This window comes from Canibacter zhoujuaniae, assembly GCF_011752015.1.
In the GTDB taxonomy this organism is placed as follows: Bacteria; Actinomycetota; Actinomycetes; order Actinomycetales; family Microbacteriaceae; genus Canibacter; species Canibacter zhoujuaniae.
In genome coordinates this window covers 937,716-953,326 of sequence record NZ_JAAIKA010000001.1, presented here as the reverse complement: position 1 = coordinate 953,326, position 15,611 = coordinate 937,716, and the positions used below count along the sequence as shown (strand labels likewise).

The following is a 15,611-nucleotide window of genomic DNA, read 5'->3' as shown; positions in this document are numbered from 1 at the left end:
TTTTTAATGAGCGTTGGGAAGCCACTCGGGCTTAGCGCGGATGCGGCTTTAACTGCCGCAGCAGCAGCCGGAGAGCTGGATCTTTCCGGCTTTGCCCCCGCAGGTTTTAAGTGTCGCCAGCTCGTCAAACACGCAGACTTAAAACGTGCCTCGCAACTTTACACCGAGGTTTTTAAATACAGCGACGCAACCCTGTTTCTAAATCCGTATCTGCTCAGCGCTCTGTCACAAAATGGCGGATCAACCGTCGGCGTCTTTGACGGCCGAGACTTAATCGGTTTCGCATACGGTTTTCCTGCTGTGGCCGGCGGAAAAAATAATATTCCCGGAACGGTATATCACTATTCACAGGCCGCTGTTGTGGCCGAAAGCCACCACGGTGCGGGAATCGGGAAAGCTCTGAAACTCGCACAAGCAGAGGTCGCGCGCGCCTGGGGCTGCACCGAAATGCGGTGGACCTTTGACCCGAAGCTAACCCGCAATGCGCGCTTTAACTTCAACGGGCTTGGCGCCACTGGTATCGCATATTTAGACGACTACTACCGCACAACAAACAGTGATCGCATTCTCGTTTCTTGGGATCTTAGCGCGCATGAAACAGGGCAAACAGCTGCGCGAGCTGCGGCGCTTAAGAGCCTGCGCAGTGAGTATCCACCAGAACTAACGGCCTTGAATTGGGCTTTTGCGGCTGAAATTGATGCGCATGAACTGGCCAGCCAGAACGCGGTTGTTAGTGCCTGCTGGGTGCCGGTGCCGGCGAACCTCGGCAGCATCGATAACAGTAATGATCCGGCGGCACCCGACCCTGAGCACATTGCGCAGCAACTGCGTGCCACACTGACCGCACTGTTTGCCGATGGATACCAGCTGATTGCGTGCAATCGCCGTGAAGACACCGCCGCTTATCTTGCAGTTAAGTGGCGCAACGAAGACTAGGGAAGGCGCTTAAGAATGCCGAAAATTACCGGAGTTTCACTGTTTGAAGTGCGGTTGCCGCTGCGGCATGAGTTTGAGACCAGCTCACACCGTAAAACCTCACTCACACACATTCTCGTTGCCTTACAAGACGGCGCGGGCAACACCGGCTGGGGTGAGATCGCAAGCCCCGCAGATCCTTTCTTTTGTGCGGAAACAAACGACACCGCTTGGCTTATTGCTGAAAAATACTTCGCTAAACAGCTTGTTGGGGTGGAGTTTGAGACTCCGCACGAACTTGAAAAAAACTGGGCAAAGATCCGCGGTAACGAGTTCGTAAAATCCGGATTCTCAATTGCCGGCTGGGATCTGCTCGCAAAAGCGGCGGGAGTCTCTTTGGCAGCCGCGCTCGGTGGTGAGCGTGAGCGGGTGCAGGCTGGTGTGTCGCTCGGCATCGAAACCAGCATTGACGCGCTCCTGACAGAGGTTGAAAAGCACGTTGCAGCAGGCTATGAGCGTGTGAAACTAAAAATTGCGCCGGGGTGGGATCTAGAGCCAACTCGAGCTGTGCGGGTTGCCTTCCCGGCAGTGGATGTTCACGTTGATGCTAACGCAGTTTATGAGCCCGGCGAGGCAGCATTTGCGCTGTTTAAACAGCTTGACAAATTAGAGCTCACGATGTTTGAGCAGCCCTTTGCGCAGCGCGACTTTCTGTCACACGCCGAACTGCAAAAACGTGTAGCAACACCGGTTTGTCTGGACGAATCGGTGGTGTCTCTCGACGACTTAAGACTGGCGCACGCACTCAACGCTATCGGAGTTTTAAATATTAAAGTGTCGCGCATGGGAGGGCTGACGGTGGCTCGTGCCGCGCACGATTTTGCCGTTGAAGTGGGGATCCCGGTGTGGTGTGGTGGAATGCACGAGTTTGGCATCGGTCGTGCAGCGAACGTCGCGCTCTCAACGCTGCCGGGATTTACTCTGCCGTCAGATGTGTCAGCGTCTGAGAAATACTATCGCGAAGACATTATCGATCCGGTTGTGACCGCCACCGGTGGGATGGTGACCGTGCCGAGCGGGGCGGGAATCGGCCATGCGGTGCGTGAACAGATGGTGCGAGACTTGGCGCTTAGAGTTTTGGAAGTGTAGCGATGGATATTACAAACATCAGAGTTATAGACGGGCACAACGATCTCGCCTGGGCGGCAAGACAAAAGTTAGATTACGGTGTCACCGGGCTTGCTGGCTCTGCAAACGGCGAGCTCGCTCCAGTTATCGCCGGTTTACACACAGACCTGCCACGGCTTCTGAAGGGTCAGGTTGGTGGGCAGTTCTGGTCGGTGTGGGTTGACCCTGCGCTGAGGGGCGCAGACCAGGTGGTGGCGACACTGGAGCAGATTGACTGGGTGCGTCGATTTATTGCGGCCCACCCAGAGCAGCTTGAGTTCACTCCCACCGCTGCACAAATGCGCCAGGCGCTTAGTGCGGGTAGGATCGCTTCGCTAATCGGTATTGAAGGCGGAGAGCAGATTGGCGGATCAACAGCGGCGCTGCGTCAGTTTGCACGACTCGGCGCGCGCTATATGACGCTGACATGGTCGCGCACCACCGACTGGGCAGATTCAGCAACCGATACGGCACAGCACGGGGGCCTGACAGATTTCGGCAAGGCAGTGGTGCGTGAAATGAATCGGATCGGGATGCTTGTAGATCTAGCGCATGTGTCGCCCGATACGATGCGTGCAGCTTTAGACGAGTCGCGCAGGCCCGTGATTGTCTCGCACTCTTGCGCGAGCGCTCTCTGCGACCACCCGCGCAATGTGCCGGATGATGTGCTGCAGCGTATCGGCGCTGGCGGCGGAGTTATCATGGTGGCTTTCGTGCCAACTTTTGTGTCGCAAGCGCGGCGCGATTGGTGGGAGAGCGGTGGCCTAGGCGAGGGGCCGCAGGTGACGGTGCAGGAGGTCGCCGATCACATTGAGCATATTCGCAAAGTAGCGGGTGTGCACGCTGTCGGGTTGGGCGCAGACTACGATGGCACAGATGATATGCCCGCCGGTCTCGAAGATGTCAGCGGCTACCCGCTGCTGTTGCAAGAGCTGGCGGATCGCGGTTGGACAGAAGAGGAGCTGCGCGGCCTCGCAAGTGAAAACATTTTGCGTGTGCTAGAAACTGTCGACGCCGACTATGAAGCATTTATTGCGGGCAGCGCTGGAGCTCCTGCACACGAGTTAGTAAAGCCGGTAAAAACTGTGTCTGACAGCGAGATGCCGCAAGTGCTGTTCGTTGTTAACTGGGCAACATCACTGCCCAGACGCTTTGAAACATGGTTTACTGAAGCCGGCTTCAAACTAGATATTCGCTTTGGTAAAGAGGTTGAGCTGCCGAAAAATCTTGATGACTATGCGGGAATGGTGCTGTTTGGTGGCGGTTTAATGCCCGACGAATTCGAGAATGCGCCGTGGCTGAAGCAGGAGCGACAGCTTGCGCAGGAGGCTATCGACAAAGACATACCAACGCTCGGAATCTGCCTGGGCGGCCAAATCTTAGCTGATGTTGCCGGCGGTCAAGTTAAGGCTAAAACCGGCCCGAAAGAGCGTGGCTCAACGGTGATTAAAACCACCGCGGCAGGCCGCAACGATCCGTTAATTTCCGTGCTTGGCGCAGCCTCCCCAATGATTGAGAATCATGAGGATATGATTACCCGCCTTCCCGAGAGCGCGGTGCTGCTGGCCTCAAGTGATGCGATTGAAATTCAAGCGTTCCGGATTAACGAAAATGTTTACGGTCTGCAGTTTCACCCTGAGGTGAGCGCAACTGACATGTGGGGTTGGAATGCCGAGGAGCTTGCGGCAGAGGGCTTTAATCTCGCAGAGCTTTGCCTTGAGGCCGGAAAAAACGATGCGGCAAACACCGCTGCTGCACGCGCCCTCGCTGCGAGTTTCAGCGAAATCATGCACCGCTACGCGGCAGGGTAACCCGCGGGAGATTACTGCCCGCGCGCACCGTGATCGGTGCTGGTCACGTCGATAACCTCCCAGTTGAGGAAGGAACGCGACGCGGTTGGGCCGCGCTGCCCGTGATAGCGGCTGCCGGTAGCACCGTGCCCGTAGGGCTGATCCGCCGGGCTAGAGAGCTGGAAGAAACAGAGTTGGCCGATCTTCATGCCCGGCCACAGGCGAATCGGGAGGGTTGCAACGTTCTTTAGTTCAAGCGTGATGTGCCCGCTAAAACCGGGATCAATAAAGCCCGCGGTTGAGTGGGTGAGCAGCCCCAAACGGCCGAGCGAACTCTTCCCCTCGAGCCGGGCAGCGATATCGTCAGGCAGCGTCACAAGCTCGAAGGTTGACCCGAGCACAAACTCACCCGGATGCAAAACGAACCCCTCACTGGGATCGGCCTCAACAAGCCGGGTGAGATCGGGCTGTTCTTTTGCGGGATCAATCTCAGCGCTCTTGTGGTTGTCAAAAAGACGGAAGTAGCGGTCGAGGCGCACATCAACGCTCGACGGCTGCAAAAGTTTTGGATCGGTCGGATCAAGCGCAATCCGGCCGGAGGCCAGCTGGGCGCGAATATCTCTGTCTGAAAGAAGCACGCTTTAATTGTAACTGGAAGAAGTTATGGCACTCTCGAGAGCCATTCCTTAGTGCTGAACTTCTCGGCGACCAGCTGCTCGGCACGCTCCATCTCAGCCGCTGTCACACTGCCCATCTCGCCGCCGTGCCGGCGTTTAAAGACATCGATCAGATGCTCAACGATCGCCTCGCGACTCAAACCTGTTTGTGAGCGCAGCGGATCGACGCGTTTTTGCGCGGATTTAATTCCTTTATCGCTAAGTTTTTCGCGCCCGATCCGCAAGACCTTTGTCATTTTTTGCGGATCAATATCGTAAGCCATCGTTACATGGTGCAGGATACCGCCCGATCCGAGCCGCTTTTGAGCGGCCCCGCCAATCTTTCCGTTCGGCCCTGCGATATCGTTCAACGGCACATACCGAGCGTCAATCCCCAACTGCTGCAGACCCTCGATAACCCATTCGTCGAGAAACGCGTAAGACTCCTCAAAACTTAAGCCCCGCACAAGCGATTCGGGCACGAAGATAGCGTAGGTGATGCAGTTTTCGGGCACCATATACATTGCGCCCCCGCCCGAGATGCGCCGCACTATAGCGGTGCCGCTCGCCTCGGCCTCAGCGGTATCAACCTCATTCTTTAGTGACTGAAAACTGCCGATATACACTGCAGGGCCGGTAGATTCCCAGATGCGCAGCGTGGGTTTGCGCAGGCCCGTGCCAACCGCTTGCGTCATCACTTCATCAAGCGCGCTGTTCAGAACCGGGCTGACGGGTGCATCATGCACAATTTCCCAGTCGTAGTCACGCCAGGTTGCGGCGTTTGTGAGGGCTCTGCGCACAGCCACACCGATCGCTTGCGGGGTGACACCGAGCAGCTGTGCTTCAGCGGGCAGCGCTGCATCTATTGCAGTGCGATAGTCGGTAATAGAGCTGTCGGCGCGCATCCCGTTGAGCGTCCGGTTGATTTCAGGTACAACTTCATCGGGCTCGACAAAGAAATCACCTGCGAGACTAAAGTTTTCGATTATGCCACTCGTAACATCGAAATCAACAACCGTGAGCTTGCCGCCGGGCAGTTTGTATTCGCCGTGAAACGCAGTCATGCTTCAAGTTTACGGCGCTGCCCCTTAACGCCAACACAAAAGCCAAACTAAAATTTTAGGGTGCCAAGCAACAACCCAGAAACAGCAAAGTCGTTCGCCAAATTGCCTCACTACCTAGTTGTTGGTGCGGGTCTCAACGGAGCCTCCCTCGCCTGGCATCTCACCGCCGCCGGGCACCGAGTAACCCTCATAGAGCGCACAGCACCAGCAGCTGTCGGCAGCAGTTCACACGGCTCCGCCCGCATCTTTCGCGCCAGCTACGCTGACGAAAAATATGCGCGCCTGACGATGGAGTCGCTCTCGTGGTGGCGCAAGCTAGAAGACGTCAGCGGGCAAAAACTCTTGAATTTCACCGGGCACATCGAACACGGCGACGCAGCTGAGCTGGGCGCGCTCGCAGCGGTTTTGGCTCGCGCCGGGGTGCCGTATGAGCTGATTGAGGTTGCCGAGGCGAGTGAGCGCTGGCCGCAGTATCTGTTGGAGGGTGAGTATGTGCTGTGGCAGCCGCAGGGCGGGGTGCTCGATGCTGCTGCGACAGTGCACGCCCTTATCGCAGCAGCGCAGGCGACAGGGTTGCTTGAGCTCTATCTCGACACAGAAATAGAGCGCATCACGCAAACGGCGACGCAGGCTGTTGCCTACACAGCTTCTGGTGCAGTGTTTAAAGCGGATCACGCGGTTGTTGCTGCTGGCAGCTGGCTGCCGCGCGAACTCTTAGCGCGCATCGATTTCACTCTGCCCACGCCGCAGTTCACAGTGCGCGAGGTGTTGGCGCTGCACTTCCCCTACCGGGAGGGATACAGCGACTTTCCAACAATTATTCACCGGCGCGGAAACGTTCCGGCTTATGCGCTGCCCGGTGGTGCTGACGTTGATGGCACAGCTTTAAAGTTTGCTTTTCACGGTGGGCGACCGCGTCAAGAAGCGCTCGATTATGTCGCTAAATACATTCCCGGGGTTGTGCCAGAGGCTTTTGGGGAGACCCTGTGCAACTACACCCAAACCCCCGATGAGGAATTCTTTATCGAGACTGATCGCAACATTACGCTGTTTTCAGCGTGTTCCGGGCACGCCGCGAAATTCGCGCCGCTGCTTGGCAGGCTCTTAGTTGAGCGTGGGTTACTCGGCAGATAAGCGATCTGAGAGCCAGGTAACGAGATCAGAAATTACCTCACTCCGGTTGATCTCATTGATTAGCTCATGCCTCGCTTCTGGATAGAGCCGCAGTGAAACATGCTGCGCACCGGCTTTCCGGTAGGCGGTTGCAAGCAGCGTCAGACCGTCATTGAGATTCAGCGGATCAGCCGACCCTGACACGATCAGGATCGGAATATTTGCGGCAGCCTGCTTCGGCTTGCCAAATAGTTTGGCCGCATTAGTAACCCCAAACATGCGGAAGACATTAACGTTTGTGGTGCGCGGATCCGCAGCCATTTTGCGCCACACTTCAGGGTCGCGGCTGAGCCATTCATGACCGTTTTTATCGCCGAAACCCTCGTTCAGATCGCCAGAATTCATGTGCTTTGGAGTGCGATACGCACTGCCTGAGAGAATGACCGCGTCCCATAATTCCGGTTCACGATTTATGATGCGTTGCGTCATTAACGAGCCCCAGGAGTGGCCGAACACCGCTACGGGAAGGCCTGGATGCTCACTGCGGATCATCGCGGTTAACTGAGTGATTGCGTCTTCGGTGCCGCGCAGCCCACCCTTGCCGAGTTTGGCGATCTTTGCCGGGTCATCACCCCACTGTTCCAAGCCGGTGCGGCCGTGGCCACGGTGATCGTCCGCATAAACTATGAAGCCTGCGTGAGCGAGATCTTCGGCAAATTCTGTGTAGCGGTCGCTGTGTTCAGCCAGACCGTGCAGGATCTGTACCACACCGATTGGGTTGCTGATATCAATTGTGCTGGGATCAGCCGCGATTGGCCCTGTTGCCTGTTCATCGGGTGATGGCAGCCAGCGCCTTGCATGGATGGTTACACCGTATTTATCGGCATAGGTAAAACGTTCGTGTGCGATGCTCATAACACTTTATTGTGGCACGCACACCTTACCGCCGGCTGTAGACCTTCGCGCCGTCAACAAAGGTTTGCAAGACTGCGCCGCGCAGCACTGTTTCGGCGTCTGCGGTGAGCGGATTGTGGTCGAGCACTGTGAAGTGGGCGCGCAAACCCGCGGCAATTTGGCCGACCTCTTCGTCGCGGTGGGTTGCCCACGCGGCGGTGTGCGTCATCGCTGTTAGCGCTGCTGCGGGAGTGAACGCTCGCTCCGGATGATACGGCTCTAACTCTGGCTGCAGCGCAGAGCGGCCGGTCACCGCGATAAACAGATTTGGCAGAGTTTCGTGCGGTGCTGTTGGCGCATCGGAACCGAGCACAATAGGCACCCTCGCCTCCCGCATCTTTTGCCAGGCAAAACCGCCCTCGGCGCGCGCATCGCCCAGCACCGCCTGCCAGTTTTTCAGCACCGCTGGATCGGCGTGCACCGGTTGCATAGATGCTGTGATGTTGTTTTCTGCCAGGCGCGCAAAGGTCTCTTCTGAGACGTACTCTAAATGCTCTATGCGCGGGCGCAGATCGTGGCCGGGTTGCCTCTCTTTAGCAGCTTCAAAAACTTCGCAGCCGAGGGTTACGGCGGCATCTCCGATCGCGTGAAAAGCCACCTGCAAGTCAAGCTCGTGCGCTCTGACGGTCGCGGCTACGGCTGCCTCGCTAGACCAGATGGGGGCGGGGTGGGCGCCGGTTATGTAGGGCTCGTGCATAGCGGCTGTGCAGCCGTCGATCACCCCATCAGACACAATTTTTATTCCGATCAGACGCAACCAGTCGGTGCCATAGCTTGCAGCGAGTTCATCACGGAGTGCCGCAGCCTCCTCTACCTGCGCGACAACGTTTGCAACCTCACTATCAGGGCGGATCAGCCAGTGCATATTGGTTACTAGCGGCAGCCTGCCATCCCGCTCTAGGCGGCGGCGCAGCGTCGCTAGAATCGTCGGATTACCGGCCATTTCGGTGACGGTGGTCACCCCGGCGGCAAGGTATGCTGCTGCGGCGGTGTCGAGAAAAGAATCGCGGCCTGCGTCATCGACTGCGTTTTCTGCAAACGGCCAGGCGATAAGAATTGCGGCACTCTCAATGAGGTAACCGGTTGCCTGACCGTTCGCATCGCGCACAATTTCACCGCCGTGCGGGTCTGGCGTGTGCTCATCGATGCCGAGCGCAGTCAATGCGGCGGTGTTCACCCACGCAGAGTGCAGGTCGTTCGCGTCGAGAATTACGGGGATATCAGAAACAACTGAGTCAATCAGCGCCGCTGTTGGTTGTGCGTCATCGAATATTTCAAATCTCCAACCGACCCCGAACAGATGTTTTGCGTCGGGGTTTTCTGCTCTGGCCTGCCGCAGCCTTTCCTGCACCTCAGCAATGCTGTTGCAGTCGCGCAACTGCACTTTTTCTAAAGCCTGCCCGAGCATCAGCAGGTGTGTGTGCGCTTCAACAAATGCGGGCATCACGAACGACCCAGATAAATCAACCGCCTGCACCTCAGTGTCTGCGTTTGCAGCGCTTGCCAGAGAACGCGCGGCATCGGCTACCGCACTGGCTGATCCGCAAGCTAAAAACCTACCATCTGCGACCGCAAAAGCCTCTGCGTTTGGCGCGGCGGTCGAGCCGGTGAAAACTGTGCCGTTATGGTAGACCGTAATCGTCATAGGAGAAGCTTTCTGGGCAGCATTATGGATGCGAGTGAAACCGAACATTATTCGGTTTCTGTATTGTATGCAGTAACCTCCGACTGTTGTCAAATATAAGGTGTAGAAATGCCAAGACCCACAACAGCTAAACTCACCCCCGAGAAAATTGCGAAAGCAGCGCTTGCGCAGATTGATGCGGGCGGTGAGGTAAATATGCTGCAGTTAGCCAAAAGGCTGCGCGTCAGTGTTTCTTCTATCTACCACCACGTGCCGAGCAAAGAAGCGGTGCTCAGTCTGGTGCGCCGGCAGCTGCTGACAACCTTCAAGCCGCACATCGACCCCGCGGCAGATTGGGAAACAGGAGTTTTGGCATGGATTAGGCAGAGCGCAAAAATGTATAGCTCCCACCCACATGCGGCGCAGTATCTTGCACAGCTGCCCCTCTGCGAGGAAGAAGCGGCCGAAACCTATGGTGCGCTGTTTGAACTGCTTCGCAAAGCTGGCGTAGCAGCCGGTGACGCGGTGACACTGGTTGAAGTAATTGATGCGTTTGTGATTGGGGCGGCGATTGACGCGAGCTCACCGGCCAGTATCTATGACGCAGTATCACTACCGGAAGAAATGCGGCGCGCTGGTAAAGCCCGCCCCTCCGTTTACGCGCGCAACACTGCGGTCATCGAAACGGGAGCAGCCATCTTTGTCGCTGGAATTAGGGCTCACTACGGCTTGAGGTAACAGTCAGACGCGAAAACTAAACTGAGATCTATGACAAAACTTACGGTTTCTCTTCCCGATTCGAGGCATTTAGCGGCGTTACAGGAAGAGTTTTCCGGCCAAAATATCGACTTTCTTGTGTGGGATATGCGCTCAGCGCCCCCGGCAGAAAAAATTGATTTAGTGGTGCCCCCGTATTTGGATAGTGCCCAAACACTCACAAGGTTAGAGGGTGTTGAGACGCAGCTTGTGCAGTGGCAGTCGATCGGTTATGACGGAGTGAGCGACTACCTGCCGAGCGGTGTTCGCTTCGCCAACGCCGCCTCAGTGCATGAGACCGCGACGGCTGAGCTAGCCCTTGGCTTAATCATCGCAGCACAGCGGGATTTTAAACGATTCTTTCAACAGCAGACCGAGGGAATTTGGCGCGGCGGCACAACACGGGCACTTGCGGATCGCCGGGTTACTATCATTGGTGCGGGTGGTGTCGGCAGAGCGATTGCCGAAAGACTTATGCCTTTTGAGGTGCAAATCACGATGCTGGCAAACAGTGCGCGCGACCTGGAACTAACCGGTGGTCTAACAGTCCCAGTGCGAGAGATCGCCGACCTACACGCGCAGCTGGCAGAAACGGATATTCTGGTGCTCGCAGTGCCACTCACCCCTGATACTGCAGGGTTGATCGGAGCGGTGGAGCTGGCGCAGCTGCCCGATGACGCACTGCTTGTAAACGTTGCGCGTGGCAGGGTCGTTGACACCGCAGCACTGGTCGCCGAGGTCGCAAGCGGGCGGCTTCGCACAGCGAACGATGTCGTAGACCCAGAACCGCTGCCGGAGGAGCATCCGCTGTGGCAGTTGGATGGAGCGATTCAGACTCCGCACACCGGCGGCGATAGTGACGCTATGCACCCGCGTATTTTTGCGCTGTTGGTGCGGCAGATTAAGCACCTTATGCGCGGATCCACCCCAGAAAACCTGGTTAAGCCCTAAACTGGTTAAGTCCAAAGATCCCCATCAGCACCTTGGAGAAATAGAGAGAATGGCAGAAGCATCCCGTCTTGACAAAGTAGTGGCCCTCGCGAAGCATCGCGGTTTCGTCTATCAGGCGGGTGATATCTACGGCGGTTCGCGCTCTGCCTGGGATTATGGCCCACTCGGCACTGCTTTGAAGGAGAACATCAAAAAGCAGTGGTGGCGCACAATGGTGCAAAAACGCGCCGATGTCGTTGGGATCGACTCAAGTGTGATTCTGCCGAAGCAGGTCTGGGAGGCCTCAGGGCACGTTGAGGTGTTTTCTGACCCGCTGGTCGAGTGCACCAGCTGCCACAAACGCTATCGTGAAGACCACCTGATCGAGGCCTTCGAAGAGAAGAAGGGCCGCGCACCTGAGGGCGGCATGGCAGAGATCGTCTGCACAAACTGCGGCGCTCGCGGTGAGTGGACAGAACCGCGCGCCTTCAGCGGTCTCTTAAAAACATTCCTCGGCCCCGTCGATGATGAGGCCGGGCTGCACTACCTGCGTCCCGAGACAGCGCAGGGTATCTTCGTGAACTTTGCGAACGTGCTGCAGTCGGCACGTATGAAACCACCGTTCGGGATCGGTCAGATCGGTAAAAGCTTCCGCAACGAAATCACCCCGGGAAACTTCATCTTCCGCACACGCGAGTTTGAGCAGATGGAAATGGAGTTTTTTGTGAAGCCTGGCACTGATGAAGAGTGGCAGGAATACTGGATGCATGAGCGGCTGCGCTGGTACACCGATCTTGGCATCAACCCTGAGAATCTGCGTTTTTATGAGCACCCGCAAGAGAAGCTCTCACACTATTCAAAGCGCACAGTAGACATTGAATACAAGTTTGGTTTCACCGGCGGCGAGTGGGGTGAGCTTGAGGGCATTGCAAACCGCACCGACTACGACCTGTCAACGCATTCGAAAGAATCGGGTAAGGATCTTTCCTACTTTGACCAGGCAGAGAATGAACGATATGTGCCCTACGTTATTGAGCCAGCGGCCGGCCTCACCCGCTCATTGATGGCGTTTCTGGTTGATGCCTATGCCGAAGAAGAGGTGCCGAACGCAAAGGGCGGCACCGACACTCGCACAGTGCTGCGACTGGATCCGCGCCTGGCACCGGTGAAAATCGCGGTGCTGCCGCTCTCGAAGAAAGAGACTCTAACCCCGCTTGCGCAGCAGATTGCAGATGAGCTGCGCGACAGCTGGAACGTGGACTATGACGATTCGGCTGCGATCGGCCGCCGCTACCGACGGCAAGACGAGATTGGCACACCTTTCTGTGTCACGGTTGATTTTGATTCACTTGAAGATAACGCCGTCACAGTGCGCGAACGCGACACGATGGAGCAGGTGCGCGTGCCAATCGCTGATCTCTATAGTTTCTTTGCCGAAAAACTACGTGGAGCTTAAATTTATGACCCAGAACAACCAGCCGCAAGAACCGCTGTATCCGTGGGCGCAGCAGACAGCTCGCGTGCGCGCTCGCACCGAGCCGCTGCGATATCACGAACTGTGGCGTGGGATTAATAAACCCCGCTGGTATAAGCCGCTTGTAGTGAGCCTTATCGGGGTTGGTTACTATATTGCGATTTCCATTGTTTTCGTCATATTGGCCTTTGTCGCAGCCTTCGGTATTGCTTTTGTGACCTCCGCAGAGAGCTCTATTAACCTAGAAGATCTTCTGATGAGTCTGTCGGCAATTAACACCCAGCATCCGCTCTCTATCTTTATCGGCCTCACATCTGTGGCATTAATGATTCCAGCAGGTTGGTTGGCGCTTAAAACTATGGGCATTAAACCAACCGGACGCTTGTGGTCGGTAGCTTTAAAGATCCGCTGGGATCTGCTGTTGGCGGCATTCGCTATCGCCGCCGTTGTTTTGGTAATCGTGCAGTTTGGCAGCATGTTCATTGTCAGCGCGGTCAGTGGCGAGCCGGTGCTGAATGAGCGCCCGGCCGACTTTGACACTCGCGCGATGTGGATTTCGGTGCTGCTGGTGCTGGTTTTGGTGCCATTCCAAGCAACCGCTGAAGAGTATGTCTTCCGTGGTTTCCTGCTGCAGACATTCGGCAATTGGATGCGCAACCCAGTGGTAGCGATACTGCTGACCTCTGCATTGTTTGGTGCGATGCATATTTACGACATTTGGGGGATGCTTTCTGTCACACTGCTTGGCTGTCTGGCGGCCTACCTGACGATTCGCACTGGCGGGCTTGAGGCGGCAATGGCTCTGCACATTGTAAACAACTATGTCGCCTTCGGTTTCATGGCGTCGGGCTACTTAGACAGCACCTCGCAGGAGAGTCAAACTAGCGGATCTGGCCCTGCTCTGGTGCTCACCGAAATCGTTGTGCTCGCGCTCTTCTGGTTGGCTGTGGAGCTGCTCTGGAAGAAAAAAGCTGCGGATCGAGGCTGGGCAAACACTCGCGTTGATGTCATTGAGGTCGATGTGCCTATTGCGGAGCTAACTGAAGAGCAGCGCCGGCAGGCCGGTCTTGTTCCGGTAGCCGCCCCTAACACGGGTGCTTAACCGATGCGTGAATCGCAGCAACACGCGGTAGTAATCGGAGACAACCCTGCCGCCTTCGCTGCTGCGCTCGAACTTGCTGAGGTTGGCGTAGCTGTAACACTGCAGCTGGGAGCGCAGTCGCTCTGGCCGTATGCGCCAGTGCATGACAGTGATAACGCTCTCGCCACGCTGCTTGCGCGCCCGGGTGAGCTTTCGCGCGATCTTGAAATAGCGATTACACGAGTGCCTGCGGGGCCGCTGTATTTTGGCAGCAATACAGCAACCGCAAAGCAGCTTGTAGGGCCGCGGATAGGGGGTATAACGGGCAATCCGCTCGCCTCCCAAAATCGCTCGTTGTTGGGTGGGGGCGGATCCTTCCGTGCCTACCTAGACAGACTGCTGCCTGTGCTGACGATTGGAAAATATAAAAATCTCCAAGGCCTGCTTAAGCGGCGGATCGGAACCCAGGCTAGCAGGTTAGCGGCGGCTGAATTAACGACGCGCTACCCGCAGGATTTTGCTGTGTTAGAAACACAGGCGGTGTTTCCGGGGCTGAATGAGGCGATCACGCGCGCAGGCTCTCTCACCGGCGGTGTCAGTCTTTTAGCGGCGGAGCAGTCGGAACAGTCACTAATTCTCCCGGCTGCCGGGTGGGACGATGCACGTGAAAAACTGCTGACAGCTTTGCGAAGCTACGGTGTGACCGTAAAACCCACTGCTGAGTTACAGCACGCGACGCTCGCCACCGAGCTAAGTAATGCGACATTGGTGCTCGCGCCAGGAAATCCGGCAGAAGCACAAGAATTTTTAGACGTCACCGCAATTGCAGAAGCAGCTAAGCCTGCTGGAATCTACGGGGTGCTCGAGAAGGTTGCGAGTCTGCCGCGGGTCTATCTGTCGATTACGTATGAAGAGGTGCAGTGGGATGCGCCGCACGGTGCAGAACTGATCGTGACAGAAAATGCGTCACCGCGGCGTCTGCGTTTACTCTACCCAGAAGAATTTGCGTCACGCGGTGATGGGACGGCGCAGAGCGTCAGTATTAGCGGTGAGGCGGTTACTGGAGCGCGCGTTGAAAGTGCGCCGTTTGGCACTGTTGCCCAGATGTTGGAGGTGACAGCTGTGCGTGAAGAAGCTGGCGCGGCAGAGGCAGCACTATTGGTTGGGCCGACCGTTTGGGGCGGCGCAATTGCAGCAGCGGTGGCAGATTTAGAGCCGCTGGTAAAGCGGCTGCGTCGCAAACTAATGGGAATTGCTTAATCGAGCATATCGGCAGGGTCTAGTGCGCCCAACACCGTTTCAACGATCCGCTCTTCAATATCAGCTGGCGCTTTGTCGCCGCTAGCTAGCCCTAGTCGCCGTGCCTCGTCAACCGTGTGCTCGCCGATACATGCAATCACAGTAGAGTCGGTGCGCGAACCAAACTGTGTCGCAACCTCGCGCGCAACCTGCGGTGACGACACCAAAATTGCTGTTATTTCACCCGCTGCGACATCTTCGCGAATGTGCACTGAAGCCGGCACACCAACTGTGCGGTATGCAACAACTTGAGTAACGTCGTGCCCGCGTTCGAGCAGACCCATTGTGAGCACAGGCTTTGCCACATCTGAACGCAGGGTGAGCACACGTAAAACGTCACCAGAGTTGATTTCCGGCCAAACCTTCAAGAGCCCTACGGTTGTGGTGTCTGACTCGTGCGTCGTGCGAGCAACTTCGTAGCCGGCATCGATGAATGCAGCATAGGTTGCCTCACCCGCAACTGCCACCTGGGTGCGTTTTGCGATTTTAATGTGGTTGTAGTCAAGCACATCGACAACCGTTGCGTTCGTTGCGGTCATCCAGTCGTAGTAGCCGGCTTCGAGTTTTACCAGCGCTTCGCGCAGCCGATCTACCTCGCTTGTGTGCGCAAAATCGATGAGGGGCGCCACAACAGGAGTTGCGCCCTGGGCGCGCAAGGCTTTGGCCACTACTTTACCCCATGCGCCCCCGCGCGGAACAAGCACCCTCTGACCGGTTAGCTGCGCTCCCTGATTAGCCATATGCTCACAATCTTGATACATAGCAAAGCGGCCAACACAGCTCACAGT

14 protein-coding genes are annotated in these 15,611 nt (G+C 56.6%); 9 read left to right on the top strand and 5 right to left on the bottom strand.

Annotated elements, in window-relative coordinates; translation table 11 throughout:
- Positions 1–6 precede the first annotated feature (6 nt).
- The 3 genes from HCQ99_RS04535 to HCQ99_RS07015 are packed head-to-tail and all read left to right on the top strand — an operon-like array spanning position 7 to position 3,893.
- Positions 7–936: a GNAT family N-acetyltransferase gene (locus tag HCQ99_RS04535; RefSeq protein ID WP_166986276.1), complete on the top strand. Its 930-nt coding sequence runs from the start codon at positions 7–9 to the stop codon at positions 934–936.
- A 15-nt stretch (positions 937–951) separates the two neighbouring features.
- Positions 952–2,064 (top strand): o-succinylbenzoate synthase, encoded by a 1,113-nt coding sequence (menC, locus tag HCQ99_RS04530; protein ID WP_166986273.1) that lies wholly within the window; start codon positions 952–954, stop codon positions 2,062–2,064.
- A gap of 2 nt (positions 2,065–2,066) precedes the next feature.
- Positions 2,067–3,893 carry a membrane dipeptidase gene (locus HCQ99_RS07015; protein WP_243854785.1) on the top strand — a complete coding sequence of 609 codons (1,827 nt, stop codon included), beginning with the start codon at positions 2,067–2,069 and terminating at the stop codon, positions 3,891–3,893.
- An 11-nt stretch (positions 3,894–3,904) separates the two neighbouring features.
- Here the strand turns inward: HCQ99_RS07015 and dcd are convergent, their stop codons facing one another.
- Together dcd and lplB are read right to left on the bottom strand one after the other, a co-directional pair.
- Positions 3,905–4,510: a dCTP deaminase gene (dcd, locus tag HCQ99_RS04515; RefSeq protein WP_166986270.1), complete on the bottom strand. Its 606-nt coding sequence runs from the start codon at positions 4,508–4,510 to the stop codon at positions 3,905–3,907.
- A gap of 23 nt (positions 4,511–4,533) precedes the next feature.
- Positions 4,534–5,592, bottom strand: a complete 1,059-nt coding sequence (gene lplB, locus HCQ99_RS04510) for a lipoate-protein ligase small subunit (protein ID WP_166986267.1) — start codon at positions 5,590–5,592, stop codon at positions 4,534–4,536.
- A 60-nt stretch (positions 5,593–5,652) separates the two neighbouring features.
- On the opposite strand from lplB, the gene HCQ99_RS04505 reads away from it, so the two are divergent.
- On the top strand, positions 5,653–6,726 hold the full coding sequence (locus HCQ99_RS04505) for an FAD-dependent oxidoreductase (protein WP_166986264.1): 1,074 nt from the start codon (positions 5,653–5,655) through the stop codon (positions 6,724–6,726).
- Here HCQ99_RS04505 and HCQ99_RS04500 read toward each other — a convergent pair.
- Positions 6,712–7,620, bottom strand: a complete 909-nt coding sequence (locus HCQ99_RS04500) for an alpha/beta fold hydrolase (RefSeq protein WP_166986261.1) — start codon at positions 7,618–7,620, stop codon at positions 6,712–6,714. The two genes, HCQ99_RS04505 and HCQ99_RS04500, sit on opposite strands and share 15 nt — an antisense overlap.
- Positions 7,621–7,645: 25 nt before the next feature.
- A complete protein-coding gene (locus HCQ99_RS04495) occupies positions 7,646–9,304 on the bottom strand; it encodes an amidohydrolase (protein WP_166986258.1) in 1,659 nt (552 codons plus the stop codon).
- 108 nt (positions 9,305–9,412) lie between these two features.
- On the opposite strand from HCQ99_RS04495, the gene HCQ99_RS04490 reads away from it, so the two are divergent.
- From HCQ99_RS04490 to HCQ99_RS04470, 5 genes are read left to right on the top strand one after another with little or no spacing between them, the layout of a single operon-like run.
- A complete protein-coding gene (locus HCQ99_RS04490; protein WP_166986255.1) occupies positions 9,413–10,021 on the top strand; it encodes a TetR/AcrR family transcriptional regulator in 609 nt (202 codons plus the stop codon).
- Between the two features lie 30 nt (positions 10,022–10,051).
- The gene (locus HCQ99_RS04485) at positions 10,052–10,990 is read left to right on the top strand and encodes a 2-hydroxyacid dehydrogenase (protein ID WP_166986252.1); all 939 of its coding nucleotides are present in this window, start codon (positions 10,052–10,054) and stop codon (positions 10,988–10,990) included.
- Positions 10,991–11,039: 49 nt separating this feature from the next.
- Positions 11,040–12,425, top strand: a complete 1,386-nt coding sequence (locus HCQ99_RS04480) for a glycine--tRNA ligase (protein ID WP_166986249.1) — start codon at positions 11,040–11,042, stop codon at positions 12,423–12,425.
- A gap of 4 nt (positions 12,426–12,429) precedes the next feature.
- Positions 12,430–13,545, top strand: a complete 1,116-nt coding sequence (locus HCQ99_RS04475) for a CPBP family intramembrane glutamic endopeptidase (protein ID WP_166986246.1) — start codon at positions 12,430–12,432, stop codon at positions 13,543–13,545.
- A 3-nt stretch (positions 13,546–13,548) separates the two neighbouring features.
- Complete coding sequence (locus HCQ99_RS04470; RefSeq protein ID WP_166986243.1) at positions 13,549–14,784, top strand: hypothetical protein; 1,236 nt, start codon at positions 13,549–13,551, stop codon at positions 14,782–14,784.
- On the opposite strand, the gene HCQ99_RS04465 is transcribed toward HCQ99_RS04470, so the two are convergent.
- Complete coding sequence (locus HCQ99_RS04465; protein ID WP_166986240.1) at positions 14,781–15,563, bottom strand: uroporphyrinogen-III synthase; 783 nt, start codon at positions 15,561–15,563, stop codon at positions 14,781–14,783. The two genes, HCQ99_RS04470 and HCQ99_RS04465, sit on opposite strands and share 4 nt — an antisense overlap.
- Positions 15,564–15,611: the final 48 nt, after the last annotated feature.

Coding starts and splice junctions, on each gene's coding strand:
- HCQ99_RS04535 (WP_166986276.1), top strand. CDS start 7: ATGAGCGTTGGGAAGCCACTCGGGCTTAGCGCGGATGCGGCTTTAACT.
- HCQ99_RS04485 (WP_166986252.1), top strand. CDS start 10,052: ATGACAAAACTTACGGTTTCTCTTCCCGATTCGAGGCATTTAGCGGCG.
- HCQ99_RS04495 (WP_166986258.1), bottom strand. CDS start 9,304: ATGACGATTACGGTCTACCATAACGGCACAGTTTTCACCGGCTCGACC.
- HCQ99_RS04465 (WP_166986240.1), bottom strand. CDS start 15,563: ATGGCTAATCAGGGAGCGCAGCTAACCGGTCAGAGGGTGCTTGTTCCG.
- HCQ99_RS07015 (WP_243854785.1), top strand. CDS start 2,067: ATGGATATTACAAACATCAGAGTTATAGACGGGCACAACGATCTCGCC.
- HCQ99_RS04480 (WP_166986249.1), top strand. CDS start 11,040: ATGGCAGAAGCATCCCGTCTTGACAAAGTAGTGGCCCTCGCGAAGCAT.
- HCQ99_RS04500 (WP_166986261.1), bottom strand. CDS start 7,620: ATGAGCATCGCACACGAACGTTTTACCTATGCCGATAAATACGGTGTA.
- HCQ99_RS04475 (WP_166986246.1), top strand. CDS start 12,430: ATGACCCAGAACAACCAGCCGCAAGAACCGCTGTATCCGTGGGCGCAG.
- menC (WP_166986273.1), top strand. CDS start 952: ATGCCGAAAATTACCGGAGTTTCACTGTTTGAAGTGCGGTTGCCGCTG.
- HCQ99_RS04470 (WP_166986243.1), top strand. CDS start 13,549: ATGCGTGAATCGCAGCAACACGCGGTAGTAATCGGAGACAACCCTGCC.
- lplB (WP_166986267.1), bottom strand. CDS start 5,592: ATGACTGCGTTTCACGGCGAATACAAACTGCCCGGCGGCAAGCTCACG.
- HCQ99_RS04490 (WP_166986255.1), top strand. CDS start 9,413: ATGCCAAGACCCACAACAGCTAAACTCACCCCCGAGAAAATTGCGAAA.